Source organism: Sorangium sp. So ce302, assembly GCF_051530145.1.
Lineage (GTDB): Bacteria > Myxococcota_A > Polyangia > Polyangiales > Polyangiaceae > Sorangium > Sorangium cellulosum_B.
This window is the reverse complement of record NZ_CP150326.1, coordinates 8,985,842-9,010,354: the sequence shown is the minus strand read 5'-3', so window position 1 is coordinate 9,010,354 and position 24,513 is coordinate 8,985,842. Positions and strand designations below refer to the sequence as shown.

The window sequence follows — 24,513 nt, the reverse complement described above, 5'->3', positions numbered from 1 at the left end:
GAGCCGATCCGAGGGCGAGCCGCTACTGCCTGACGCGTGCTCCGCTGGCTCTTCACGTGGGGTCGCGCAGGCAGGCGAGCTCGTGACGAAGGAAGGCGTGCGCGCGCACGCCGAGCGCAGTTACGTTTGGAATACGCAAGAAGGCCTGACATGCAGCAGTCGCGCACACCGCACCGCACCATCACCGGGACGTTCAGCGCGACGGCCATGGCGGGCAGACGCGCGGCGCCCCGCTGCCTGGCCGCCGTCGCGTCGCTCGGGCTCGCGGCCTGCGAGCAGGGGCCGATCGACGCCGTCGAGCTGACGCCGACGACGTTGACCCAGGGCATGGTCGCCTACTGGACGTTCGACGAGGGCGAAGGGACGATCGTGACCGACTGGTCCGGCAACCGGCGCGACGGCGAGCTCACCGGCGGCACGTGGGTGGAGGGCGGCCGCTTTGGGCGGGCGCTGCACCTCGATGAGGGCGAGTTCATGACGGTGGGCGACTTCCCGAACGCCACCTCGAGCTGGACCGTCTCGGCGTGGGTTCGCGCGCTGGCCGACGAGCCCCCGGCCAACGACACCCTGAGGACCGTCATCAGCACGGAGAACACCGGCGGATGGGAGCTCAACATCGACTACGACGGCGAGGCGCGGGGCATGGACTTCGGGTTCTGGAAGGGGCCCGAAACCAGCGACCACCACCGCGTCCAGTGTTCCTGCCTTGAGCTCCAGCGGTGGACGCACGCCGCCGGGGTCGTCGACGGCGAGGGGCTCTCCATGAGCCTCTACATCGATGGGCGCCTCTACCGCACCGAGCCCATCGAGAGGACGATCTCGCCCGGCTCCACAAGCCTCCACGTCGGTCGATGGCCGCAGGAGGGGCGGCTCCTCGTCGGGGATGTCGACGACATCGCGATCTACAGCCGAGCGCTCGTTCCGGCGGAGATCGCCGAGCTCTTCCAGCACGCCGTCCCGGCGGAGGTCGAGGCGGACATTTCGGCGGGCACCACCTACACCCTGGTCGGCGTCCAGAGCGGGCGCTGCGTGGACGTCGACGCCGCCGTGGACATGGCCGACGACCTCGTCCTGCAGCTCTGGAATTGCAACGGCGGCACCAACCAGCACTTCCGCTTCGAGGCGGTGGACGGCGGGTATTACCGGATCCGCAGCGTCAGGAGCGACAAGTGCCTCGACGTCCGCGGCGGGTCGACCGCCGACGGCGCCTTCATCGTCCAGCTCCCCTGCGACGGCGATCCCAGCCAGCAATGGTCCGTCACCGATCCCGGCGGCGGTGCCGTCCGCATCACGTCGCGCCTCAGCGGCAAGGTCATCGACGCTCACGGCTCCCCGCCGACCGACGGCACCGCCCTCTTCCAGAGGGCTTCCAGCGGCGGCAGCAGCCAGCTGTTCACGCTGAACCCGGTCGGAACCGGCACCGACGCCGGTGCGGGCACCACCGGCGGCCCGGAGCCGTGACACCCCCTTCGATCACAGCCACCCCACGAGGCTGAGGCTGCCGAGCAGCGCCGGGCGCGCGCCGCGCGCCGCCTCGGTCTCGACGAAGCGGACCACCGGATACGGGTGCGCGACGAGCGCGTGCGCCTCGAGGACGACGTCGAGCCGCCTCACGATCCCGAGCTCGACGCCGGCGCCGGCGTCCGCGGCGAACGCCCATTGCGCGCTGTGGACCCCCCGGTACGGCCACGATGCCTCGCCGTCGACGGCGACGTGGAGCGCCCCGAGGCCCACCGAGAACCTCGGGCGCAAGCGCAGCTCGGGCCAGGGGAGCGCCGCGAGCTCGACGAGCCCGAACCGCTGCTGCACGGTCGCGCTGCCCTGCGGCCCAGCGACGCGCGGCGCCGTCCCGAGCCCGGCGAACGAGAGGCGCGCCTCGAGCGGACCGATCGGACCGAGCGGCGCGAAGCGCAGACGCGCAACAAGGAGCAGCGCCGGGCCGATGCCGCCCGGGCTCGCGAGGAGCCCGCCCCCCAGCTCGACGCCCCACGTCGATCGGCGCGACGCGTAGACGCGCGGCCGCTCTGCCTGTCGAGGCACCTGCTGGCTCGCCTTGCTCGGGGGCGGGGCGGCGGCGGGCGCGGGCGCCGCCGAGCGCTGCGAGGACATCAGGAGCTCGAGCAGGCTCGCGCGGAGCAGCTCGACAGCGCGCACAGCGAGCACCTCGACGATGTGCTCCCGCGCCTCGCCGCGCGTGTCGATCCGCCGCACGAGCGTCTCGTGCGTCCGCGGGTCGACCACCCAGAGCTCGGCGGCCTGACCGTCCGGCGCCAGGAACAGCCCGATCAGGGCCGCGGAGCCGGCCTGCTGCCCGGCGTCGTCCATCGTCGGCCGGGGGGCGGAGGCCGCCGACTGCGCCGCATCGAGGACCTCCACGTCGAATCCATCGGCGACGAGCTCCCCTCGGATGCGGATCAGCGCCTCGGAGATCGACGGATCGGCGGCGGCTGGCCGCACGAGGACCACACGCGCAGGCTCCCCCGACGCCGCGGGGCTCGCCGCGCAGAGGAGGAGCGTGAGGGCCCCGGCCAGCGCCTGCGCCCGCGCGAACCTCACGGCGTTCGAGCGAGGGCCCGCGCCGCCTGCGCGTAAGTTCCGCCTGGGAACCGGCGCAGGTACGCCCGCGCGACGGCCTCGGCCTGCGCGTCGCCGTGGAGCCGCTGCACGATCACCATCTTGCGCCCGAGCGCTTCGGAGGCATAAGCCCCCTGCGGGGCCTCCTTGAGGTAGGTCTCGAACCAGGCGAGCGCCGCGGCGCCTCCCTCCTGGGCCTCCGCGAGGCGGCCGAGCAGGAAGGCCGCCTCCTTGCCCCGTTGCGTCGCCGGGAAGCGCCGGCGCTGGGCGAGGAGCGCCTGCCGCGCGATGTCGTTCCGCCTCGTGTAGCGCGCCGCGTCCGCGAGGACCGAGAGCTCCTCGTTGCTGCTCTCCGCGAGCGAGACGTCGAGCCCGCGGCGCTGCGCCTCGTCGACGATGACGTCGAGCTTCCCGGCCGCGAGCTTCCCGGCCCAGTCGCGCCTCGGCTCGGCCGAGAGCGCCGACGCGGCCGGGCTCGCGGGCATCCCGGGCGGATCCGGAACCGGCGCCGCGCCGGGCTCCTCGGCGCGGTCGGACGACGGCGGGGCGGGCGCCGGCGACGCCTCCGCGCCCTGCTGGAGATCGAGATCGCGCAGGAGCACCTCTCCCGTGCGCTGCCGCAGGGTCAGCCACTGCCCGGCGCGCACCGCGATCGGCTTGCCGGACAGCGGCCCGCTGACGACGACGGCGCCGTTCTCGAGCCGCAGATCGAGGCGCTCGTCCTCCGGCGCCCAGGAGAGCGCGAAGGCCGTCCCGGTCACGGTCACGAGGAACGGCCCCGCGTCGAACAGCCACTGCGCCTCCGACCGATGGACCACGCGCGCGTGGACCTCTCCCCGGTCGAGGGCGACCCTGGCGCCCTGCTCGTTCACCGACACGATGTGCGCGCGCGCCAACTCGGCGAGCTGAACCTCGGTGCCATCGGAGAACCGGACCTTCGGACGGCTCGATGTGTCCGCCTGGACGGAGCCGTCCTGCTGCACGGCGCCGCCCTCCACCTCGTAGGAGAGCCGATCGGAGCGCGTTCCCCGCTGCCACCCGTTGACGCCGAGCAGGACCGCGGCGGCCGCCGCGAGCGCGAGCGCTCCGGCCCGGAGCGGCGACAGCCGGAAGCCCGGGCGCCTCGCCGTCCGCTCCGTCACGCGGAGCAGCCCCTGGACACGCTGCTGGGGAGACATCACGCCGAGCGACCGGCGAGCGAGCTCGACGGCGCGCGCGGCCTTCGGGCCGAGCGCCGGGTCCTTCTCCTCGTCAAGAGTCATCCCGCGCCTCCGGCCTCATGCAGTAAGCGGCGAGGGACGTGTCGTTCTCGACCTGGGACGACACGCGCTCCGTCGCCCGGCTGAGCCTCCGCTTCACGGTGGCCAGCGATACCCCGGTTGCCTCCGCGATCTCCGGCAGGCTCATCCCTTCCATGTGGCGGAGCACGAACGCGGTCCGGTCGTCTGCGCTCAGCGTGTCGAGGATCGCATAGAGGCGGCCCAGCGCCTCGCGCGCCTCGCTGTCCGCCGGCTCGACCGCCTGCTCCGGGAGCTCGGCCGTGTCCGCGAGCTGGAGGATGCGCCTCACGCGCCTGCGGCGGAGCTCCCATTTCAGGAGTCGAACGGTCACCGAGAACACGAAGCTCCCCAGCGCATCGGGGTCTCTCAGCCCGGATACTCTGGAGAACACGCGAACAAAGACCTCCTGAGTGACGTCCTCTGCGTCGGCGCCGGGCCCGAGCACGCGCGCGACGATCCGGAACACCTTGGGCGCATGTGCGTTCCACACCGCGGTTGCCGCCCATGGTTCCCCTTCGATGAGCGCGCGAACCACCTCACTTGCGTCAGTACCGCCACGCTCTGACGGAGCGATGGCAAGGCTGGCTCTACGCACGACGTCATCGCTCCGAGGGCTCGTGACTTCGCAGATCGGTCGTGATGAGCGAGCACAGTACCGAGCCGAGGTTCCCGGCGCAAGGCGGTCCGCGGGCGCCGCCGGGGAGGTCGTTCCGGCGAGCTGCCCTGGTCCCAGCACGGGGGGTGGCGCGATCGTCGCCGCCACCATCGGAGTGAGCCGCGCGACGCAGCCGGCAGCGAGGTCCCTGTACACCCGGACCGCGGCGACGGCCCACCGGATGACCTGGAGTGGAGTCAACATCGCATCGGACGCTCGCCATCTGCGTTGCCCGGATCCCGGCACGGCGACCGCCACGGATGTCCGCGGAGGCCGCAAGGATCTGGGTAGGTACTTCGACCCAGCCAGCCAAGCGCACGTCTGTCAGGCAGTAGCGGCGCGCCCTCGAACCGGCTCACCGCGAGAATAAATATCGTGATGGCGGAAAATTCCTGTCGTGAAGACGGAAACGGCGCGGCGCGGGAGGAGAGGAGCGCGCGGATGCGCCTGCCCCGCCGAACCTCGGCCCAAAACACGCGCGATTCGGCGGCGCCTCAGAGGTACGCGCAGGCCTTGGAGCAGGTCATACGGTACGGGCAATCATCTAGCGTGCTGCAGTACGTGTCCTCGGGGCACTCCGAGGAGGATTCGCACAAGAACAAGCAGCTACCGCGGTAGCAGGTGGCGCCCTCCATACACGCCGTGTCGGAGATGCAGCCCGTGTTTGCTTGACACACGCCGAACGTGTCGATCGTGGAGCCCTGGCAGAGCTGACCCGCGGGGCAATCGCTGTCGGCGGTGCACGTACCGGGCGCGCCGCATTCCCCCGGGCTGTTCGTCCCATACGGGAAGACGCAGATCAGGCCTTCATTGCACCAGTCGTCGTCTTCGCACTCGCCGCCCAGCGGGCTCGTCGGCGGCGGCTCTTGCAAGAGCAGGCACCCTCCCGGCAGCAGAAAGAGCAGCGCAGCACACAGCGTGCGGAGCAACATCAGAACGTCCCCATGATGGAAAGTGAGGTGAGCCCGATGCCGGGCGCGCCGACACCGGCGGCGAAGGTGCGGCCGGGCGTCGAACGCCCCCCGGTCGCGGGCGGCTCCTTGTCCGGCGCAAAGACGTACGAGCTCAGCACCATGCCCGCGCCGAGCCCGGCGACGGCCCAACCTACGGTGTTCCAGGTGCGGAGCGTGCCGAAGCTGGAGGGCGTACTGCCGATGTTCAGGAGCGCGGTCGTACCGACCGTGGCGCCGCCGGCGACGATCGTCACCCAGCCCCAGCCGCGCGTCTGCCCGACCCAACCCGGCGTCTTGCCGGGCGCGTCCTTGCCCACATAAAACCAGGGCGGATCGGGCTTGTCGGCCGCGCCGCTGAGCGCGAGCCCGCCCGACGCCGTTTTACGCTCGACACGCTCGACTTTGAGCGCCCCGGTCTTCTCGCCGAAGCTCAGCCCGAGCGACGACAGCGCGGTGGCCGAAGGCACGCCGAAGCCCAGGCCCTCGATGCCCTGCCCGGTCGCCTTGAACGTCATGATAGCGACCACCTGACCCTCGTCGTCGACCAGCGGCCCGCCGCTGTTGCCTGGGCTGATGCTGGTGTCGGTCTGGATCAAGCTGTTGCCGTCGAACGTGCGCTGGCCGCTGACGATACCGCGCGTCACGGAGAACGACAGCCTTTCGCCGCCGGGCGCGCCGAGCGCAAACACGTCGTCGCCGGTGCTGGGGGGCGGCATGCGCAGCGTCAAGCACGGCGTCTCGCGCGAGCCATCCTTCAGCTGCAAGAGCGCGACGTCCGACTGCTCGTTGACGCGCATCACGGTCGCCGGAAGCTCCTTGCCGTCGCGGAAGCGCACCACCACCTCGGGCGTCGTCGCCACGTGCGCCGCGGTGAGCAGCAAGCCATCCGGAGAGATCACGACCGCGCTGCCGACGCCGTCGTTGAGCTTGACCAGCGCCGTGGCGTTCAAGACGTCCTCGCTCATCTTCGGCATCGCCAGGGTGCGGGCCGGGCAGCCGCGCATCTCCCCGGGCGGAAACTCGGGCGCGGCCGGCGCCTCCGCAGGGGCGCCCGAGCCCCGGAGGGCCTGCACGAACATCGGCCGGGCGAGCAGCGAGCGCAGGCTGCCGAGCAGCAGCGCGTTGCCGGCCGCCGCGCGGTCGAGCTCGCGCATCTCCATCTCCTCGTGGTTCGACGTCATCTGATAGACCACGGTCTTGGAGGAGCGATCGAGCAGCTCCCACTTGATGGTGATGCCGCAGGTGAGGCCTCGCTCGTCGGCGCAGTCCGCCGCCGTCATCGTCCCGGCCAGGATGAAAGCCGCCTCGCTCGAGCGATCCAGGTTCAGCGCCAGGTTCTCGCGGCCGAGCGCGCGGTAGCCGAGCTCGCGCATCTCCTCCAGAAACATCACCAGGAATTTTTCCTTGACGATCAGCACGTCGTCCAGGTTCGGCGCCTTCAGAATGACGTTCGAGATCGTGATCGTCCCGAGCTCGCTGCCGTTCACCTTGATCGGCTCCACCGGCCGCACCGACTTCGCCTCCGCGAAGCGCGGCGCCAGCAACAACGCCGAAACGCCGAATCCGAACCGCAACGCGCAGCGCAACCAAACCCCGAGGGTCCGCAATTGGTTCATCCCGTGCTCACGAAATCCTGAAACCTAGCCTCTGAGCTGCCTCTCCGCGTTCGCAGCTCCGGCTGGAAGCCATTTCCAGCGACCAAGAAGCCCTATGCTCCTCGGTAGCGCCCACGATATCTACCTCAGGCGCGGTGTCGAGCCCCATGGCTCAGTCCGCCACCGCAATCGACGCGGAAGTTTTCCCTTTCAACGGACAGGCAATCCCGGATTGGACGCCCCCGCGCGCGGCTGCGGCTCATCGTTTCTGGTGGCAGTTGATGTCGACTCGGCATCACAGCCCGGGTTGGATCGCCGGCCGCCACTCAGGTGGAGCGGCTGGACCTCGCGAGGCGCCGGCGCAGCCGCGCGGTGGCGAGCGCCCCGAGGGCGAGCAGCCAGGCCGGCGCGCCCTGGCTGCCTGGCGTCATGCGGCAGCCGCCGCCCCCTCCTGCGCTCGGGAGGTCGCCGCCGCCGCTGCTCTGCGCGCCGGTTGCGCCGGTGCCGGCGCTGCTGGCGTCATCGCCGCCGGCGGCGGTCGTGCTGGTCGTGGTGGATGTGGCGCCAACTTCACTGCTGGCACCTCCGCCGTCGCCGCCGGTGGCAGCGCCGCCTTCGCCACCGCCACCGCTGGTCGGGTCGCCGCCACCACCGCTGGTCGCATCGCCGCCGGCGCCGCTGGTTGAATTTGCGCTGGCACTGCCGGTTGCGCTGCCGCCGCCACCGCTGTTCGCGCCGCCGCCACCGCTGTTCGCGCCGCCGCCACCGCTGTTCGGGTCGCCGCCACCACCGCTGTTCGCGCCGCCGCCGACGCCAGCGCTGATGCCACCGCCGTCACCGCTTGTGGCCGTGCCACCCGCCCCGCCGTCGCCGCCCGTGCCGCTGCTCGCACCGCCGCCCGCGCCGTCTCCGCTCGTGCCGCCTCCACCCGGCACGCAGGCGCCCGCCTGGCACGCCCCGCGCGACGCGGGCTGCGCCGGGACATAGAGCCACGCATGGTCGATCTTCTGATACGGCTCGGCCAGAGAGCCGGCGGCGCCGCCGGCGATCAGGACACGACCGTCGTTGAGCAGCGCCGTCGCGTGGCCGTGGACCATCACGGCCAGCGCCGGCCCGAGCGCCCAGGTGTCGCTCGCCGGATCGTAGAGCTCGACGGCGAGGGCCCCATCGTTCACGTCTTGCGAGCTGCCCGCGACCATGACCCTGCCGTCGGCGAAGAGCACCGCTCCATGAGCTCTCCGCGCCGTGGCCATCTCCGTCGCCGAGGCCCACGTGTCGGTCGCAGGATCGTAGATCTCGGCCGTCTTGCCGCTGTCAGCGCCCCAGCTTCCGGCCACGAGCACCCGGCCGTCTGGAAGCCGCGTCGCCGTGTGCCGCATGCGAGCCCAGCGCATCGAGGCGACGGGCGTCCACGCGTCGGTCGCCGGGTCGTACACCTCCGCGCTCGTCAGGTGGTTCTCCGGTCTCTCGGAGGGATACCCGTCAGCGCCGCCCGCGACGAGGACCCGGCCATCCTGAAGCAGCGTCGCCGAGTGGCCCTGTCGCGCAACGTTCATGGGCGCTCTCGCGGTCCACGTGTCGGCGACCGGATCGTAGATCTCGACCAGGACGCCGCCGGGACCGCCGGGCTGGTCGCCGCCGGCGACGAGCACCAGGCCGTCCTGGAGCAGCGTGGCCGTGTGACCGAAGCGCGGCGCGACCGTGGACGCGGCCGGCGTCCACACGCCCGTCGCCGGGTCGAAGCGCCTCGTCGGCGCGGGGCCATAATCGGGGTACACGAACGGGCTGTCGCCGATCACCAGGACCGTCCCGTCCGGAAGCAATGTGGGCGTCAGCAAGCTCCGCAAGCCGTCGATCGGTTCGGTCGGCGCCCACGCGCCCGTGCTCGGATCGTAGCGGGTCCAGACACGCCGAGTTTCGTTCCGGCCGGGCACCGGGGCCCCGCCGATGACGAGGACCGTCCCGTCCAGGAGCACCGTGGTCTGCAACCCGGAGAGGATGGAGCGGTCGATCCGCGCCGCCTCCTGCCACCGATCCTCGGTGCCCGGGAAAGCGCAGGGAGTGCCGTCCGGCAGCGCGGGTCCGGACGCCGCGCACCCGGCCGCGGGGTCGCACGCCGGCGCCTCGTGGCACTCGTCGGCGGGCAGGCAGACCGCGAGGCTCGACCCCATGCAGGCGCCGCCCACGCAGGCGCTCGCGGTCGAGCACACGTCGCCGTCGCCGCATGGCGTCCCGTCCGGCGCCGCCGCGCCGCCGACGCACGCGCCCGCCTCGCAGACCCCGCCCGCGATGCACGCGTCCGCGTCGTCACAGGCGACGCCCGTGACCGGCGTGCAGGCGCCGTCCTGCGACGCGCCTGACGCGGCCGCGCAGGCGTCGCAGGGGCCGTCGCAGCGCGCGTCGCAGCACACCGAGCCCGCGCAGAAGCCGCTGCCACAGTCGCTGTCCGTCGCGCAGCCCGCGCCGAGCGGCGAGCGCTCGTGGAAGAGCACGGCCGACGCCGTCGGGGTCGTGGCGTCGACGTACCCGCCGGCGATGAGCACGCTGCCGTCCCTGAGGACCGTCGAGGAGTGGAGCGCGCGCGCCAGGGTGACCGGCGATTCCAGGTCGAGGCTCGACCAGGCGAGGGTCGCCTCGTCGAAGAGCGCCTTCGTCCCGTAGAACGGAACTCTGTACGTGCTCGTACCGTACGTGCCGCAGGTCTCCAGGCCTCCGGTCAGCAGCACCTTCCCGCTCGGGAGCAGCGATGTGCGCGTCCCCCGGACGCTCCATCCCGGGGCCGTCTCGCACGACGAGGCCGGAGCATAGGGCCCGGACGTCGCCGCCCAGCGGTCCTCTTCGGGGAAGTAGACCTGCGAGAAGGCGTGGACCGCCGGGTCGGGACCGAAGAGGGTGCCTCCCGTGACGAGGACACCGCCGCTCGCGAGCGTCATCGCGTCAGGGTACCTGTACGCCGACGTCGGCAGCACCGACCCGTGCTCGTAAGTCCAGAGCCGGGTCTCCAGGTCATAGATGCTGCAGCGGCTCCCGACCGACATCACCCGCCCGTCGTGGAGCAGCGTCGCGCTCACGGGGTTGATCGTCGAGTCGAGGCAGAAGGCCGTTTCCGTCCAGGAGCGCGACGCCGGGTCGTAGACGGCCGCGTTCATCTCGTCGAGGAACAGCAAGTTGGACCAGGCCATGCCGACCAGCACGGGCCTGCCGTCGACGAGCACCATCGAGGGCACGGGGTGGGGCTTGGCCAGGTTCGCCACCTTGGTCCAGGTGTCGTTCGTCGGGTCATACAGCTCCGCCGAGCCGAGCTCTGTCCCGCTCTGCTCGCTTCTGAGCCGGCCGCCCGCCACGAGGACCTGGCCGTTCGGCAGGAGGACGGCCGCGTGACCGCGCCGGCCCTGGTAGAGCGGCGCCGCAGGCGCCCACGTCCTGGTGGCGGGGTCGTAGATCTCGACCGCCGTGAGGCCCACCGCCGTGCGCGCTGCGTACGGCGTCCCGTCGTCCACCTCCGTGAATCCACCCGCGACGAGCACGCGGCCGTCCTGGAGCACCGTGGCCGAGTGCTCGGCCCGCGGGGTGATCATCGAGGGCACGGCCTCCCACGACGGCGTGCTGGCCGCCCACGCGGCGCCCGCGGGCAGCGCCACGAGCCCGCAGGCGAGGGCGGCTCCGAACCTCCAACTCGATCGCATGGTCCTCTTGGCCTCCGCGGCCTCTGTTGCGCGGGGTCGCGTGAACATTCACCGCGCGCGGAATATCCCGTCCGTCGGCGGAGGGGGCGGCGCGCGGACAGGAGGTGTCGTGTTCGATCTCCTCCCTGCCGCGCGCCGCAATCGCGTCCGGGGCGAGGCCTCTGCGCCCCTCGACGCTGCGCCCCGTGCGCTCGCTATCGGATCGTCGGCGCCCCCCGGAGCGGGCGCACGCGGGATGCGGCGCCTGGACGTCGGGGGCTACGCGTCTTTGGCAAGAGACTTTCCTTCTGCTTCGAGGGCAGCCTTGATGACCCCGATCGCCTTGGGGCCCACGCCATGAAGCGCCATGAGCTGGGCTTCCGTGAGCCGAGCGACCTGGTCCAGGCGAGAGACGCCGGCCGAAGCGAGCGCCCGCAGCGCTGGCTTCCCGATGCCCTTCGGAAGTGGAGATTCCGGTCGTTCTTTCGTTCTGCTCGGCATGCGCCTCGTTCCATGTCGGTCGTCGCCTGGGTCGCTGGCGCTCAGCTTCGCCGGTGAGCCCCAGCGTCATGAACACGTACAGCATGTCGAGGACAGCGACCGTGGTTCAACATCGCAGCGTTCCCGGGCCGGGGTAGCAGCGGCCGGGGCCGTGCCGCACCCGGCGAGCCTCCGGCGGACGGCGGCGCGACCGGACTCAGGTCCCTGTTGCCGAGCATGGCAGTCCTCGAGGAGCCCGTCGCATGAACGCCGACGCCATCGTCCTGCAGACGCCGCCTGGCGCACCGTTCACCTTCGGAGTCACCGTCGACGGCGGGGGGCCGCGCAGCTTCCAGGTGACCGAGCCGGGGCAGGACACGCGGCGTTATGAGCTCGCCCGGGTGGAGCAGACGGACTACCTCGACCTCTTCGAGGCGCTGGCGCGCGACCTCGGGACCCGCATGCCGCTCGCCCGCACCCCGCCGCCGCCGCGGAAGTGCGGGGCGCCGCTGCGGCCCCTGCTGACCGAGTCCATCGCGCCGGAGATCCTCTACGGCTATGGCGACCCGTGCGTGGTGCGGGTGGGCGAGCGCGCGTGGCGCTTGCTCGTGACCTCGAACGACGCGCCGAACGCCTTTCCCATCCTGGCCTCGAACGACCTGACGACCTGGCGGTTGACCGGCTTCGTCTTCCCGGAGGGGCGCGCGCCGGCCTGGACGCTGACCGGCCGCAACCAGGCGGATTTCTGGGCGCCGGAGATGCACCGGGTCGGGAACGAAACCTGGCTCTGCTTCACGGCCCGCATGCACGACCGCTCGCTCGCGATCGGCCTCGCCCGAGGCGCGAGCCCGGACGGCCCCTTCGAGGCGGAACACGCGCCGATCGTCACCGGGGACGTGATCGACGCCCACATCCTCGTCGACGCCCACGGCGCGCCCTGGCTGGTCTGGAAAAAGGATGACAACGGCGTGTGGCCCCGCCGGCTGGCCGCCTTGCTTCACCGGAAGCCCGCCCTGGTGCGCGAGCTGTTCGTGGCCCGCAAAGACCAGCGCACAGCGGTCCTGGCGCTGACGCTGTGGCCGTGGGTGGCGACGCTCGATCCCATGGAGCAATTCTTCGTCCTGCAGCCGCTGATCGAGGCGGCGACCGCGGAATTCACGGGGTTCGCGGGGCGGCTGGAGGAGCTGCGGGCGCGGGCGTGCGGCGCGGAGGCGGAGGAGATCGCCGGGATATCGCGGGCGCTCAGGACCCGCATCTACGCCCAGCGGCTGTCGGCCGACGGCCGCAGGCTGGAGGGGGAGCCCGCCGTCATCCTCGAGAACGACCAGCCCTGGGAAGCGCACCTCATCGAGGGCGTCTGGATCACCCAGGAGGGCGGGCGCTATTACCTGCTTTACGCCGGCAACGACTTCTCGACCGCGTACTACGGCATCGGCGCGGCCGTGGCGGACGCCCCCACGGGCCCGTACCGCAAGTCGTCGGAGGTCTTCCTGAGCTCCAGTGAAGAATGGTGGGGGCCAGGGCACCCGTCCGTGGCCGTGGGCGCCGACGGGCGCCACCACGTGTTCCTGCACGCCTTCCGCCCGGGGGTGGCAGGGTACAAGGCGTTCCGGGCGCTGCTTGCCGCGCCGATCCGCTTCGAGGGCGGCGTCGTCTCGCTGGACACGTCGGTCTGGCCGGCGGCGCGACCCGACGCAGGTTGAGGTGACCGCCTGCTACGTGTGCGGCGCGTGAGATCACGCCGAGGTCTCGCGGCGCGTATTCGGCCCCGTCGCAGCACGTCTCCACTCGCCGGGCGACTGTCCGGTCTTCTGCCGGAAGAGCTTCGAGAAGTGCTGCGGGTGCTCGAATCCGAGCGCGTAGGCCACCGCGCTCGCGCTCGCGTCCGACGCGAGGAGCCGTGCCTTGGCGGCCTCGATGAGGGCTCGGTGGATGTGGTCGCGCGCGCTCGTTCCTGTCTCCGCGCGCAGGAGATCGCTCAGGTAGTCGGGCGAGTACCCGAGCGCGCGCGCGCAGGATCGAACCGTGGGGAGCCCGCCTTCGACCTGCGCGGCCGACGCGAAGCACGCGTCGAGGTGGCGGTCGAGTCGCTCCGCCACGCCGCCCGCCCGCGCTCGGACCTCGAGCTGGCGCGCGTACGCGCGCTGGCAGTACGTGAAGAGGAGCTGGAGCTGCGCCGAGAGCACGTCCGGCGCGAACGAGTCGGGAGGGACCGAGGACTCGCGCTCGAGCTGCCGGACGAGGCCCGTGAACGTCTCTCGCTCCGGCCGTGTGAGGTGGAGCGCCTCGTGCGTCGCGTAGCCGAAGAACCGGTACTGGTGCATCGCGTCCGAGAGCGGCGTGTCGCGTAGCACGTCGGGGTGGAAGACGACGGTCCAGCCCTCACCCTCGTGAGCGAGCTCGCTCTCGCCGCCGATCGGCGTGATCACCTGGCCCGGTGACGCGAAGACGAGGATGCCCTCCTGCCCGTCGTGCACCTGTCGCCCGAACTCGGCGTGGCATTCGTCCCCGCGCTTCAGGCTGATCACGTAGAGCCCGGACTCGATGGGGCGCCCGAGGATCGGGATCTCGATGCGCAGCGGCTCCTGCCACGACGCGGCGATCACGGAGATCAGCGGATGCGCGGGCGGCGGGCGCCCGATGAGCCCGTGGATCTGCTCGATCGACCCGAGCCTCAGCGCGTCGCGTGTGCTCACGCGAATCGGGGTATCACGCGCCTACCTCGATCACAACGTTGCCCCGCTTGCGTCCCGTCTCGACGTACCTGTGCGCATCCGCGATGGCCTCGAGCGCGTAGCGCCGGTCGATGACCGGCCGGAGCGCTCCGCGCGCGACGAGCTCCGAGACCTCGGGGAGCGCGGTCTTCTTGTCGACGGACATTCCGAAGACGAGCTTCCTGCTCCCGAAGAGCCGGCTCCATGCATCGCGCAGGTAGAGCTCGGCGCCCCCGACCGTGATCAGGTATCGGCCTCCGCGCGAGAGGCAGCGCCGCGCGCGCGCGAACGAGCTCGCGCCGACCGTGTCGAACACGACGTCGAACGCGTCGGCGCGCGCCGCGTAGTCGTCTCGCGTGTAGTCGACGACGTGGTGCGCGCCGAGCGAACGCACGAGCTCGGCGTTTCGCTCGCTGCAGACCGCCGTCACCTCCGCGCCGAGGTGCCGCGCGACCTGGACGGCCGCCGTGCCGATGCTCCCGGACGCGCCGACGATCGCGATCCGCTCGGCGCTCCGGAGCCGCGCCCGGTCGCGGAGGAAGTAGAGCGCGGTGGTCGGTCCGTCGACAAGCGAGCACGCTTCTTCGTGGCTCAGGCCGGCGGGGGCGTGCGCGATCGACGCGTCCTCGGACAGGCACACGTACTGCGCGTACCCGCCGGACCCGAACCCGGTGAAGCCGAACACGCGATCGCCGGGGCGGAACCGCGTGACGCGCCGGCCGACGCGCTCCACGGTGCCGGCGACCTCGATCCCGAGCACCCGGAAGCGCCGCCGCGGCCGGAAGAAGCCGAGCACGACCCGCGCCATGAGCGTGTCGCCTCGCCGCATCATCTGGCACGCCGCCGTCGCCGTGGTCGCATGCACTCGGATGCGCACCTGATCGTCCCGCGGCTCCGGCGCGGGCATCTCGCGCAGCTCGAGGACCGAAGGAGAACCGTATCGCTCGTAGACGGCTGCCTTCATCTGCATGCAAAGCAGACTAAGGACGCGGCGGGGGGGCCCGAAAGCATCGGATCCGGGAAAGATGGATCTCTTTCCGGGATGTGCTCAGCGCGGGCGCGCCGGCGCGGGATCTCACGGGGCGAGCGCCACGCCCGAACCGCCCGGCGGGCCTGTCAGTCGGTCTCGGCGACGTCCGCGCGCTCGTACCTGTCCAGGTCCTCGCGGCAGCCGGAGGGGATCGAGCGCTTCGGCGCTCACCAGAACTGATGGGACGACGATGTCCGCGCGATCCCTGCTCGGCGCGCGCCGGCGCCGCAAGCCCATCGTGGACGGCGGCGGCGTGCAAGGCGATCGATGATCCCATTGCCTCTGCCAAATGCGTAAAACGTTCTATCGATTTCCTGGGTAAATGAGTGAACCTAGAACTTCCTCCGGTGTTTCATCGACGACATGCGAATGGGTGCTCGTTGTGATTGCTGTTCCATGGCCTCTCGCTTCCATGGTCAGAATAGATTCCGGGCGATAGTAGGCCCACGGATGCTGGCTGTTGTAGTCTGATGGAACGTTCGTGCCGCGTCCGGCCGAATTGCGAGTCAGTCGAATGAATGACGTCAAATCAAGCTGAGCTATGAGTTTGTCGATCGGATCGACCGTGTCGAGACCTGAAAATGGGGTGCCGATGTGGGTGTCCAGGCCTAGCCCCGGATTTCTCGGGACAATCGCATGGATCGTGTCCCTATCCAGCACCCAATCGTATCTATATTCCGATCCGCCTTGTCCGGCGGCGCATTGCGCGAAAGACACCGGATGCGCGATCGAGCATGCTTTCAGTACAGCCTCGGCCGGTAGGCCTGCAAGCTTGACTGCGCCGTGTAATTCAATGGTCCCGCTTTGGTCCGTCCGGAAGCCTTTTATCCGGTTCGCCCGAAAAAATGCTCGACCGTCTTTGACCTGAGCGACTGTCATGTTCATCGTCCAATTCGGCTCGAGCTGGTCGCTGTGCACGCTCTCCCGGCTGTCGAAGGTGTAAACGTAGGTGGACGAATCTTCGAGGGGAGACGCTCCGAGCAATCGCTCGCGACGAAAGTAAATGGCTTGTCCCCCGTTGCTGTGCATGCAATCGAACGTCTCGTCGGGAAACCTGGCCATTAACTCGCGCGGTGACTCTGCGGTCATGTAATCTCGGCCGCTTGACGTGTGGATCGTCGCTGCGTCGTTGATATTCGTGATATGCTCAATTGCGCTGAGGCGAATATATCCCCATGCGTGCATCGAGTTCTTTGAGAATGGAATTTTTTCGAATGGATCATCCCCTTGGATGGCGCTCAACAAGGATTCGACCGGGCGACTTTCCAGGTGGCGTCGTCCATGAAGTTCATTGAGGAGCGTTCCCTTCTCCTCTTGTAGTAGAAATTCGATGGCGAGAGGCCGAATGTAAAGAGGCGGGCGGTTGCGCGAGGAATGTGCCAGCGTGATGAATGTCATTGATGGCCCTCCTGAAATTTCAGGGGCCAGGCATCATAGGAACCTGGCGTCCGCAAGATCAATCCTGCTGCGGGTTGACGCTGGCTGAGCACCCCGCCGGTGAGATCGGTTCGCTCGCTCGCTCGCTCGCTCGATCCGGCGGCGAGCGGGCCCGACGCCCGTCAGATCGCGCCGCCGTCCTCGAAGCGTTGGTCCGGGGTCCGCGTCCACGGGTTTCCGTCCCCGACCGGTGAGGGCGCTCCCGGCGTTCGCGAGCCCGGGGGCGGCCGGCGTTGGCGATGCCCGGACCCCGGCGAGTTGGACTCTTGCGGTGTGGTGGACACGGACGGGATGCGCGCCGATCCTCGCGAGCCGTGGGAGCCGAGCAGCGACGACGATGGCTACCGCTTGCCCTCGCCGCCTGCACCAGCGACCACGGTGACGGCCCGGATGTCAGCGAATACCGGAGCCAGCTCGTCCTCGTGGCGGATCTCATGCGGCTGCCATCGGGTCCTTGAATCCAGGCATGGCTTGAGGAGATGGATGATGCGTTGGAACCACATCGCGACGTGTGTGCTGCTGTGCTCTTCGCTCGCTGCGTGCATCGGCCCCGTGCAGGGCGGGAGCGACGGCGGCGGTGACGGCGGAGCCGGCGGCAGCGGCGGTGCCGGTGCTCAGGGCGGCAGCGACGATGACGGAGATGGCGGCAGCGGCGGCGGCGCGCCCGACCCGAGCGACACGGACCGCGACGGCGACGGTTACGACGACGACATCGACAACTGCCCCGAGGCCCCGAACCACGGCCAGAGCGACGTCGATCGGGACGGGCTCGGCGACGCCTGCGATGACGACCTCGACGACGACGGCGTGCCCAACGCGGTCGACAACTGCGTCGCGGTCGGCAACGCCGACCAGGCGGACTTCGACCTTGACCTGTACGGCGACGCCTGCGACGACGATGACGACGACGACGGCGCCGTGGATGCGTCGGACAGCTGCCTGTGGGTCTCCAACGCGGACCAGGCCGACATGGATGGAGACGGCAGGGGCGACGCCTGTGACGACGACGTCGACGGCGACGGGGTGTCCAACACGCTGGACAACTGCCCCCACGTGGCGAACGCGGACCTGGCGGACTTCGACGGCGATGCCTTCGGGGACGCGTGCGACGAGGATGACGACGGCGACGGTGTGGCCGACCTGGAGGACAACTGCCCGTTCGACGTGAACCCGGACCAGCTCGACATGAACGGCAATCGAATCGGCGACGCCTGCGACCTGGGCATCGACGAGCGCGGCGGGGCATGCCTGGCCGTCGGGGTCGTCGATCCCGACCACGACACGAGCTGGCCGAACCCTGCCAGCCCTCCGAGCCCCGAGACCATCGATAGGGCGAGCTTCGGCCGGTACTACGGCGGGGGCGCCTCGGGGACGTCGATGCCGATCATGGGCATCCACGCGGAGTACCATCTGAGCGACGGCAGCGCGTGGGATGGCGGCGCCGGGAGCACGTCCCTGGGTCGGATGAGCCTCGGCTGGGTCGAGGTCGAGGGCTCGACGATCCGCTATCACATGGTGCCGGAGGGCTTCCTCATCATCGAGAAGACCGACTACAACAGCGGCGACCACTCCGCCCACTTCCGCTTCGAGACGCTGGGGCCGCTGGTGATGGTCGCCGAGCGCGGGTCGACCGTCGGCACCCTCGAGACGGAGGCGCTCCTCGTGATGGACCGGCCCGCGAACTACCGCGATGATCGCTTCAACTACCTCTCCGCCCCGCTCTGCTCCGCCGTGCCGCTCACCGTGACCTACGAGCTCCGCGGGACGACATTCGAGGAGACCACGATGTCGGGCTCCTTCGAGTTCTACTCGGAGGCGGTCTTCGACCTCAGCGGCCACCGACCCTGAGGCGCTGCCGCGCCCGGCGCTCTGCCACCACGGGGGCTCGTGCTCGCGCGCGAGCGCCGGGAAGCCATCGTCCCTTGTTCGGCGGGCTGTACCGCACACGGGATCGCGGCCTGATCTGCAGCGCATCAACGACATGGCCCGCGTCCGCCGGGCTTGCACGCCGAGGCTGGTGTCCTTGCCTCACCCATGGTATCGGTGTCTGCGCAGCGCTCCGTCATGGTGTGTCTCATCGAATTGTCGCTGCGCGAAGGATCGTAGATGCGAAGAATTCACATCGCTCTGGGCGTGCGTTCGCTGACGGATTCCATTGCGGATTACACGCAGCGCCTGGCGGCCCAGCCGCACGTGATCGTGCCTGACCAGTACGCGCTCTGGCGCACCGACACGGTGAACTTCTCCATCCGTCAGATCCCCGCCGGCGAAGCTCCGGCGTTGCGTCATCTGGGCTGGGAGGACGACGCCGCCAGCGCCTTCTCCGACACGCGGGATTGCAATGGGATTGTCTGGGAGGAGTTCGGTCCCGAGCAGCAGTTGCAAGAGATCCTCGGGCTCTGGCCTGACGCCCAGATCAAGCGCTGACTCCGAGATGGCAACGAATCTGCCGGAAGGACCTCGACGGCCGGCGTCCCGAAGGGCCCGCCTCGGCGGCGTGCGCAGCGGATCGGTCGCCGCGGGGACCGGGGGTGGGCTCGGCCGACGCTCGCGGACGCTCGTGAACCGGTCCATTCCAGCGCCGACGTGGCGGCCGCCGTCCTGGAAGAGCACTGTCGTGCGCCGCAAGGCGCTCGGGGACGCCGCGTAGCCGCAAGAGCATCCCGGGCCAGACCAACGCCCGGAGGGCGACGTGTGCCCGCGGCACGTCGATGCGCCCCTTTTCGCGCTCCGCGCCGCGCGGGTCCCGCTCTTTCGACCCATCGACGAGGCGTCGCGACGCTCGCGCTCCCGCCACATCGCTTCGCCGCGCACCACGTTGCCCCGCCTTGCCTCGCCGTCCCGCCCCGGGCAGGCTTTGCCCATGGGGCAGCCCGCCGAGAAGCAGCGCCGCGCCACGTACGCCGACCTCGAGGCCGTCCCGCCGAACAGGGTGGCGGAGCTCATTCGCGGCACCCTGCATGTGTTCCCCCGTCCGGCGCCGCGGCACGCGCGCGCAAGCTCGGGCCTGGGTGCCGAGCTGACCGGCCCGTTCGACCATGGCAAGGGCGGTCCGGGAGGCTGGTGGATCCTGGACGAGCCCGAGCTGCACTTCCCCGACCCGATGGCGCCTGGCGAGATCGACGCGCTCGTGCCCGACCTCGCCGGCTGGCGCCGCGAGCGCATGTCCGAGCTGCCGGAGACGGCGTATTTCGCGCTTGCCCCGGACTGGATCTGCGAGGTCCTGAGCCCGTCGACCGAGGACGTCGACCGCACGGAGAAGATGCCGATCTACGCGCGCGAGGGCGTGCGGTACGCGTGGCTGGTCGACCCGATCGCACGCACGCTCGAGGTGTCCTCTCTCGTGTCCGGTCGCAGCTGGGAGCGCGGTCCGATCCACCGCGACGCCGCGCGCGTTCGCGTCGCGCCCTTCGAGGCGATCGAGCTCGACCTTTCGGTCCTCTGGGCGAAGTAGTAGCTCCTCGGTTGCCTGGCGACGGGAGGTTCTGTTCGACGCTCTTGGTAGCGGGTCTCGTCGTGGTCGGTCAGCTGGGGCGGCGGCTCGGCGCTGGTGTAGCGGGGGCCCCGGGATCAGCGGCACCGAGACATCTCAGCCAGGAAACTGACTGAATCTAGACGGAATCTAGAGAATCAACTCTGTACTCTGGCTAAATGAAAGCTCCGCTCAGAATTGAATCTCTCGGATCCAGGTGATCGAAAGCCACAACGAGAGAATCGACTCTGGGAACCAGATCAAATTACCCAGGATCCAGAAAAAACGCTCAGGAATCGAGCGAAACGCCCCGCCCCGGCCCTGTCGGATCGATGATTTGTGGGCGCACGGCACCGGATCCGGCCATGCCGCGCGGGAGGACGAGGGGCTCAGCGCTTCAGCTCAGGGCGCCGCCGCTCCCTGCTCGCCCGGCGCAGCCTGCGGCGCGGGGGCGGGCGGCTGCGCGGCGGCGTCCTCCTGCGCCGGCGCATCCATGGCGCAGCGGAAGCCGATCCACGCGTGCGCGGTGACCGGCGCCGCGGCGGTGCGGTACGTGGCGGAGAGCTTCTCGGGGCCGTCCAGGAAGCTGCCGCCGCGCACGACCTTGAGCGGGAAGGACGGGTCGCCCTGCGGGTTCTCGCCGCCGGGCGGCGGGAAGACGAGGCCGTCCGAGACCCACTCGGACACGTTGCCGGCGAGATCGTAGACGCCCTCCGGGGTGCGATCGCTCGGGTGGGCGCCGGACGCGCAGGTCGAGACGTCGGCGCCGCGCGCGAGGCAGCCCTCGTTGCGATCGTAGCAGGCGCGCTCGCAGGCCGGCGCCTCGTCGCCCCAGACGAAGGCCCGGCCGGCAGCGCCGCGCGCGGCGACCTCCCACTCCGCCTCGGTGGGCAGCCGCCGGCCCCGGAAGCGGCAGTAGCTCTCGGCCTGGGAGTAATCGACGCAGTTGATCGGGTGCCCTGTTGCGTTGCGGGGCTCGTTGCAGCGCCGCGTCCAGAGCTCGACCTCCCGCTGCTCCTCTGGCGCCGCCGGCGCCTGCGCGCCGGGCAGGAGCTCGGGCGTCAGCGAGACGTGATCCGCCGTGGAGCACATGCGCTGCTGCATGCAGGCCCGGTAGGCGCGGACGGTCACCTCGTTGCGATCGATGTAGAACCCGCGGGTGAGCGTCACCTGGCGCGCCTCGCCCGCGGCGCCGATCGTGGTCGAGATGGGCCCGACGAAGACCATGTCCGCCGGCGGCGCCGCGGGCGCGGCGGGCTCGGCGGAAGGCGCCGCGCCCGAGGCGCTCGCGGTCGGCGCGGCGCTGGCGGGCGCCGGCACGCCCGCCGCGGTCTTCGCGGCGCGCCCGGCGGACGACGCCGCGGTGGCGCGTGCGGCCGGCGCCTTCGCCGGCTTCTTGTCGGGCGCCCGCGTCAGGACATACGCCGTGGCGCCGGCGCCGCCGAGCACGAGCGCCGCCACGAACCAGGGAAGCGCCGCGCGCGCGGCGCTGCGGCGCTGCGGCGGCGCTGCGACCGGCGGCGCGGCGTGCGGCGGTCCGCCCGCCGCGGCCTGGGGGTGCGGGGCCGCGCCGGGATACGGGGCCGCGCCGGCCGCAGGGGGGCTGGCGGGCGCGACCGTCTCGATCATGGAGTCCTCGACCTGCGCGGTCCTGGAGCCCCCCGTCGCCAGCGCGCCGCCCCCGTCTCTCGCCCGAGGCGCCGCGCCGCCCGTCGCGCCGGCGGCCGGCAGCCCGCTCGCGCCGGCGGCCAGCGGCCCGCTCGCGCCGTGGCTCACCTTGACGACGGCAGGCCGCGCCGGGGCGGGCGCGTGCGCGTCGGCGAGCATCGTCGGCTCGCTCGGCCCGACGGCCACGCCGAGCCCCTGCGCGGCCGCGTACTCCGCGGTCGACTGCCCCGCCGCGTGCTCCGCGGAGGGGCCGCCGCGACCCGCGAAAGACCCCGCGCGCTCGCCGTGCGCCGCGGCCGAGAGCGCGTCCCAGAACTCGCCTGCGCTCGTGAAGCGGTGCTTGGGCTCGATCGCGAGCGCCTTGTCGAGCACGCGCTCGATCGCCTCGGGCGCGTCCGGGAGCCCGCGCGCGCGCAGCGTCGGGCGCACCGCCGGATCGGCGGAGGCGACGTAGAGCTGCGTGGGGTCGTCCCCCTCGAGCGCGCGCCTGCCGCTCACGAGCTCGACAAAGATGAGCCCGAGCGCGAACACGTCGGTCCACGGGCCCGTCGCGCCGCGGGCCTTGTTGAACTGCTCGGGCGCGCCGTAGCGCGGCGTGAACGCGCTCGGCCCCTGCCGGGTCGCGGCGAGCGCCTCGGTGAACGTCGGGTGGTCGGACAGCACCTTGGCGATGCCGAAATCGAGCACCTTCAGCGTCCGCGTCCCGCCGACGTGGGTGAGGAACAGGTTCGCCGGCTTCACGTCCCGGTGCGCGACCTTGTGCGCGTGCGCGACGGCGAGCGCGCGCGCGGCCGGGGTGAGCAGCTGGATCGCCTCGGCGATCGACATGCCGGCCTCGCCCCGCTCGCGCCGCTCCCGGAGGTATTGCCCGAGCGTCTGGCCCTCCAGCCACTCCAGCACCAGGTAGGGCACCCACACGCCGGCCTGGGTGGTGAACGCGCCGACGTCGAGCGCCTGCACGATGCCCGAGGTGGCCCGCGACAGCCGGTGCAGGATCCGCCCCTCGCCCCGCAGCGTCTCGAGCAGCGCGTCGCGCTCCGCGGCGTCGAGCGAGGCCGGCAGCTTCAGGCACTTGATCGCGATGAGCTCGCCGAAGCCCTCGTGCATCCCCTGGTAGACGACGCCGAACCCGCCGTCGCCGATGACGGCGGCGACGCGGTACTTCCCCTCGATGGTCTGCCCCGAGAGGCCAAACGGATCGTCGGACGGCTCCGCCATGCCCCGCTCCTAGCGCGTCGCCGTGCCCAGGCAAAGGGGCTTCCGCGCCGCCCGCCACCGCAAGCTCGCGCGCGCTTGCATCGGCTCGCACCTGCTTGCATGCGCTCGCTCAGCCTGCGTCCGCGCAGCGCTCGGTTTGTACTTGGTCTGCGTCCGGCTTGCGTCCGGCTTGCGTCCGGCTTGCATCCGGCGGCCCGCGGCCCCATGCCGACGCCGATGAAGACGCCGCGAGCGCTCGTGATCCTTGCCGAGGGAGCCGAGGAGATGGAAACGACGATCATCGTTGATGTCCTGCGCCGCGCCGAGGTCGAGGTCGTCCTCGCCGGGCTCGATGGCCCGGGCCCGGTGCGCTGCAGCCGAGGCGTGCGCCTCGTGCCGGACGCTGATCTCTCGGCGGTGACGGGCGACTTCGACGTGGTGGTCCTCCCGGGCGGCAAGGGCGGGGCCGACCGGCTCGCCAGCTCGCCGGCCGTCGGGGAGCGCCTTCATGCGCAGGCGCAGGCGGGCCGGGTCGTCGCGGCGATCTGCGCCGCGCCGATCGCGCTCGCGGCGCACGGGCTCTTCCAGGGCCGCAGGATGGCGTGCCACCCGTCCGTGAACGACGTGGTGTCGGCGCACGGCGAGCTCCTCGCGAGCCCGGTCGTCGAGGACGGGCTGCTCGTCACGAGCCAGGGGCCGGGCACCGCGATGGCGTTCGCGCTCGCGCTCGTCGCGCGGCTCCGGGGCGAGGAGATCGCCGCGAAGGTGCGCGCGCCGATGATGCTGACGGCCTGAGCGAGATCGGCGCTCGGTCGGCCGAAGTTCCTCTGGGCAATCAAGGACGTTGGATCTGCTTTCCGCAGTCACGGAGGTCGAGATGAAGCTTATTTCCAAGAGCGCAATTGTCACCGGGGGTGGTCAGGGGATCGGTCTCGAGATCGCGAAAGACCTCATGAGTCGCGGCAGCAACGTGCTGCTCTTCGGCCGGACGGCGGCGAAGGTCGAGGCGGCGGCCGAGGCGCTGAACCGCGCGGCCGACGGCCCGGCGCGCGCGCTGCCCTTCCTGGGCGACGCGTCCCGCGCCGAGGACGTGTCGCGCGCCGTCGAGGCGGCGACGTCGGCGTTCGGATTGCCGGGGATCCTCGTGAACAACGCGGGGATCGCCACGCTCGCGCTCCTGACGGACCTGCCGGAGGAGGATTTCGACAGCGTCCTCGGCACCAACCTGAAGGGCCCCTTCCTCTTCATGAAGGCGGTTGCCCGCGGCCTCATCGCCGCGAAACAGCCGGGCGCCTTCGTCAACATCAGCTCCATCAACCAGGTGCTGGCGACCGACGGCCTGTCGCATTACTGCGCCTCCAAGGCGGCCCTCGCGCAGCTCACCAAGGTGGCCGCGTCCGAGCTCGGGCGCCACGGCATCCGGGTGAACGTCGTGGCGCCGGGGCTCATCCGGACCCCGCTCGTCGACGACTTCGGGCTCACGTCGGGGCTCAGCGCCCAGAGGTTCCTCGAGCGCACGCCGCTCGGGCGGATCGGGGAGACGACCGACGTGGCGCCCGTTGTCTCGTTCCTCTGCAGCGAGGAGTCGCGCTGGATCACCGGCGATACGGTGTTCGTCGACGGCGGGAACAACCTCCGTGGGCTGCACAGCTACTGGGACACGCTGAACGCCAGCGTCTGAGGGCCGCGCGTCTCGAGGGGGCTCCTCCGGACGGCACCATCGGGCTCTCTGGCGTCGTGGAGCCTTGCATCGACCCGGAGCCCCGAGGCGCCGCCGGTGCGGCCGAGCCCTC

General features: G+C 71.2%; 18 protein-coding genes. 7 read left to right on the top strand and 11 right to left on the bottom strand.

What is annotated here, in order from left to right; all coding sequences use genetic code 11:
• Positions 1-150: 150 nt before the first annotated feature.
• Complete coding sequence (locus WME73_RS34165; RefSeq protein WP_437912256.1) at positions 151-1,461, top strand: RICIN domain-containing protein; 1,311 nt, start codon at positions 151-153, stop codon at positions 1,459-1,461.
• Positions 1,462-1,473: 12 nt separating this feature from the next.
• On the opposite strand, the gene WME73_RS34160 is transcribed toward WME73_RS34165, so the two are convergent.
• The 7 genes from WME73_RS34160 to WME73_RS34130 form a co-directional block, all read right to left on the bottom strand.
• Positions 1,474-2,556 carry a hypothetical protein gene (locus tag WME73_RS34160; protein ID WP_437912255.1) on the bottom strand — a complete coding sequence of 361 codons (1,083 nt, stop codon included), beginning with the start codon at positions 2,554-2,556 and terminating at the stop codon, positions 1,474-1,476.
• Entirely contained in the window at positions 2,553-3,836 is a 1,284-nt protein-coding gene (locus WME73_RS34155; protein WP_437912254.1) for a FecR domain-containing protein, read from the bottom strand. Before WME73_RS34155 ends, WME73_RS34160 begins: the two co-directional genes overlap by 4 nt.
• Positions 3,826-4,620: an RNA polymerase sigma factor gene (locus WME73_RS34150; RefSeq protein WP_437917458.1), complete on the bottom strand. Its 795-nt coding sequence runs from the start codon at positions 4,618-4,620 to the stop codon at positions 3,826-3,828. The genes WME73_RS34155 and WME73_RS34150 overlap by 11 nt, the downstream gene beginning before the upstream one ends.
• Before the next feature lie 383 nt (positions 4,621-5,003).
• Positions 5,004-5,441 (bottom strand): hypothetical protein, encoded by a 438-nt coding sequence (locus WME73_RS34145; RefSeq protein WP_437740527.1) that lies wholly within the window; start codon positions 5,439-5,441, stop codon positions 5,004-5,006.
• Positions 5,441-7,036, bottom strand: coding sequence for a S1C family serine protease (locus tag WME73_RS34140; protein WP_437912252.1), 1,596 nt, complete (start codon positions 7,034-7,036; stop codon positions 5,441-5,443). Before WME73_RS34140 ends, WME73_RS34145 begins: the two co-directional genes overlap by 1 nt.
• A gap of 347 nt (positions 7,037-7,383) precedes the next feature.
• Positions 7,384-10,743, bottom strand: coding sequence for a Kelch repeat-containing protein (locus WME73_RS34135; protein ID WP_437912251.1), 3,360 nt, complete (start codon positions 10,741-10,743; stop codon positions 7,384-7,386).
• 258 nt (positions 10,744-11,001) lie between these two features.
• A complete protein-coding gene (locus WME73_RS34130; RefSeq protein WP_437740524.1) occupies positions 11,002-11,223 on the bottom strand; it encodes a helix-hairpin-helix domain-containing protein in 222 nt (73 codons plus the stop codon).
• Positions 11,224-11,465: 242 nt separating this feature from the next.
• Here WME73_RS34130 and WME73_RS34125 point away from each other — a divergent pair, with 242 nt between their 5' ends.
• A complete protein-coding gene (locus tag WME73_RS34125) occupies positions 11,466-12,905 on the top strand; it encodes a family 43 glycosylhydrolase (RefSeq protein ID WP_437912249.1) in 1,440 nt (479 codons plus the stop codon).
• Between the two features lie 33 nt (positions 12,906-12,938).
• On the opposite strand, the gene WME73_RS34120 is transcribed toward WME73_RS34125, so the two are convergent.
• The 3 genes from WME73_RS34120 to WME73_RS34110 all read right to left on the bottom strand — a co-directional run bounded on the left by WME73_RS34120 (position 12,939) and on the right by WME73_RS34110 (position 16,344).
• On the bottom strand, positions 12,939-13,898 hold the full coding sequence (locus WME73_RS34120; protein ID WP_437912247.1) for a helix-turn-helix domain-containing protein: 960 nt from the start codon (positions 13,896-13,898) through the stop codon (positions 12,939-12,941).
• A gap of 13 nt (positions 13,899-13,911) precedes the next feature.
• Positions 13,912-14,880 carry an NAD(P)-dependent alcohol dehydrogenase gene (locus WME73_RS34115; RefSeq protein ID WP_437917456.1) on the bottom strand — a complete coding sequence of 323 codons (969 nt, stop codon included), beginning with the start codon at positions 14,878-14,880 and terminating at the stop codon, positions 13,912-13,914.
• Between the two features lie 369 nt (positions 14,881-15,249).
• Positions 15,250-16,344, bottom strand: a complete 1,095-nt coding sequence (locus tag WME73_RS34110; RefSeq protein ID WP_437912245.1) for a hypothetical protein — start codon at positions 16,342-16,344, stop codon at positions 15,250-15,252.
• Positions 16,345-16,866: 522 nt separating this feature from the next.
• On the opposite strand from WME73_RS34110, the gene WME73_RS34105 reads away from it, so the two are divergent.
• The 3 genes from WME73_RS34105 to WME73_RS34095 all read left to right on the top strand — a co-directional run bounded on the left by WME73_RS34105 (position 16,867) and on the right by WME73_RS34095 (position 19,837).
• Positions 16,867-18,231: a thrombospondin type 3 repeat-containing protein gene (locus tag WME73_RS34105; RefSeq protein ID WP_437912243.1), complete on the top strand. Its 1,365-nt coding sequence runs from the start codon at positions 16,867-16,869 to the stop codon at positions 18,229-18,231.
• A gap of 258 nt (positions 18,232-18,489) precedes the next feature.
• Positions 18,490-18,810 carry a hypothetical protein gene (locus WME73_RS34100; protein ID WP_437740519.1) on the top strand — a complete coding sequence of 107 codons (321 nt, stop codon included), beginning with the start codon at positions 18,490-18,492 and terminating at the stop codon, positions 18,808-18,810.
• Positions 18,811-19,246: 436 nt separating this feature from the next.
• Positions 19,247-19,837, top strand: coding sequence for a Uma2 family endonuclease (locus tag WME73_RS34095; RefSeq protein WP_437740518.1), 591 nt, complete (start codon positions 19,247-19,249; stop codon positions 19,835-19,837).
• A 420-nt stretch (positions 19,838-20,257) separates the two neighbouring features.
• Here the strand turns inward: WME73_RS34095 and WME73_RS34090 are convergent, their stop codons facing one another.
• Positions 20,258-22,741, bottom strand: coding sequence for an SUMF1/EgtB/PvdO family nonheme iron enzyme (locus tag WME73_RS34090; protein WP_437912242.1), 2,484 nt, complete (start codon positions 22,739-22,741; stop codon positions 20,258-20,260).
• Between the two features lie 216 nt (positions 22,742-22,957).
• On the opposite strand from WME73_RS34090, the gene WME73_RS34085 reads away from it, so the two are divergent.
• Positions 22,958-23,515 (top strand): DJ-1 family glyoxalase III, encoded by a 558-nt coding sequence (locus tag WME73_RS34085; protein WP_437543413.1) that lies wholly within the window; start codon positions 22,958-22,960, stop codon positions 23,513-23,515.
• An 82-nt stretch (positions 23,516-23,597) separates the two neighbouring features.
• On the top strand, positions 23,598-24,401 hold the full coding sequence (locus WME73_RS34080) for an SDR family NAD(P)-dependent oxidoreductase (protein WP_437912240.1): 804 nt from the start codon (positions 23,598-23,600) through the stop codon (positions 24,399-24,401).
• The last annotated feature ends 112 nt before the right edge of the window (positions 24,402-24,513 follow it).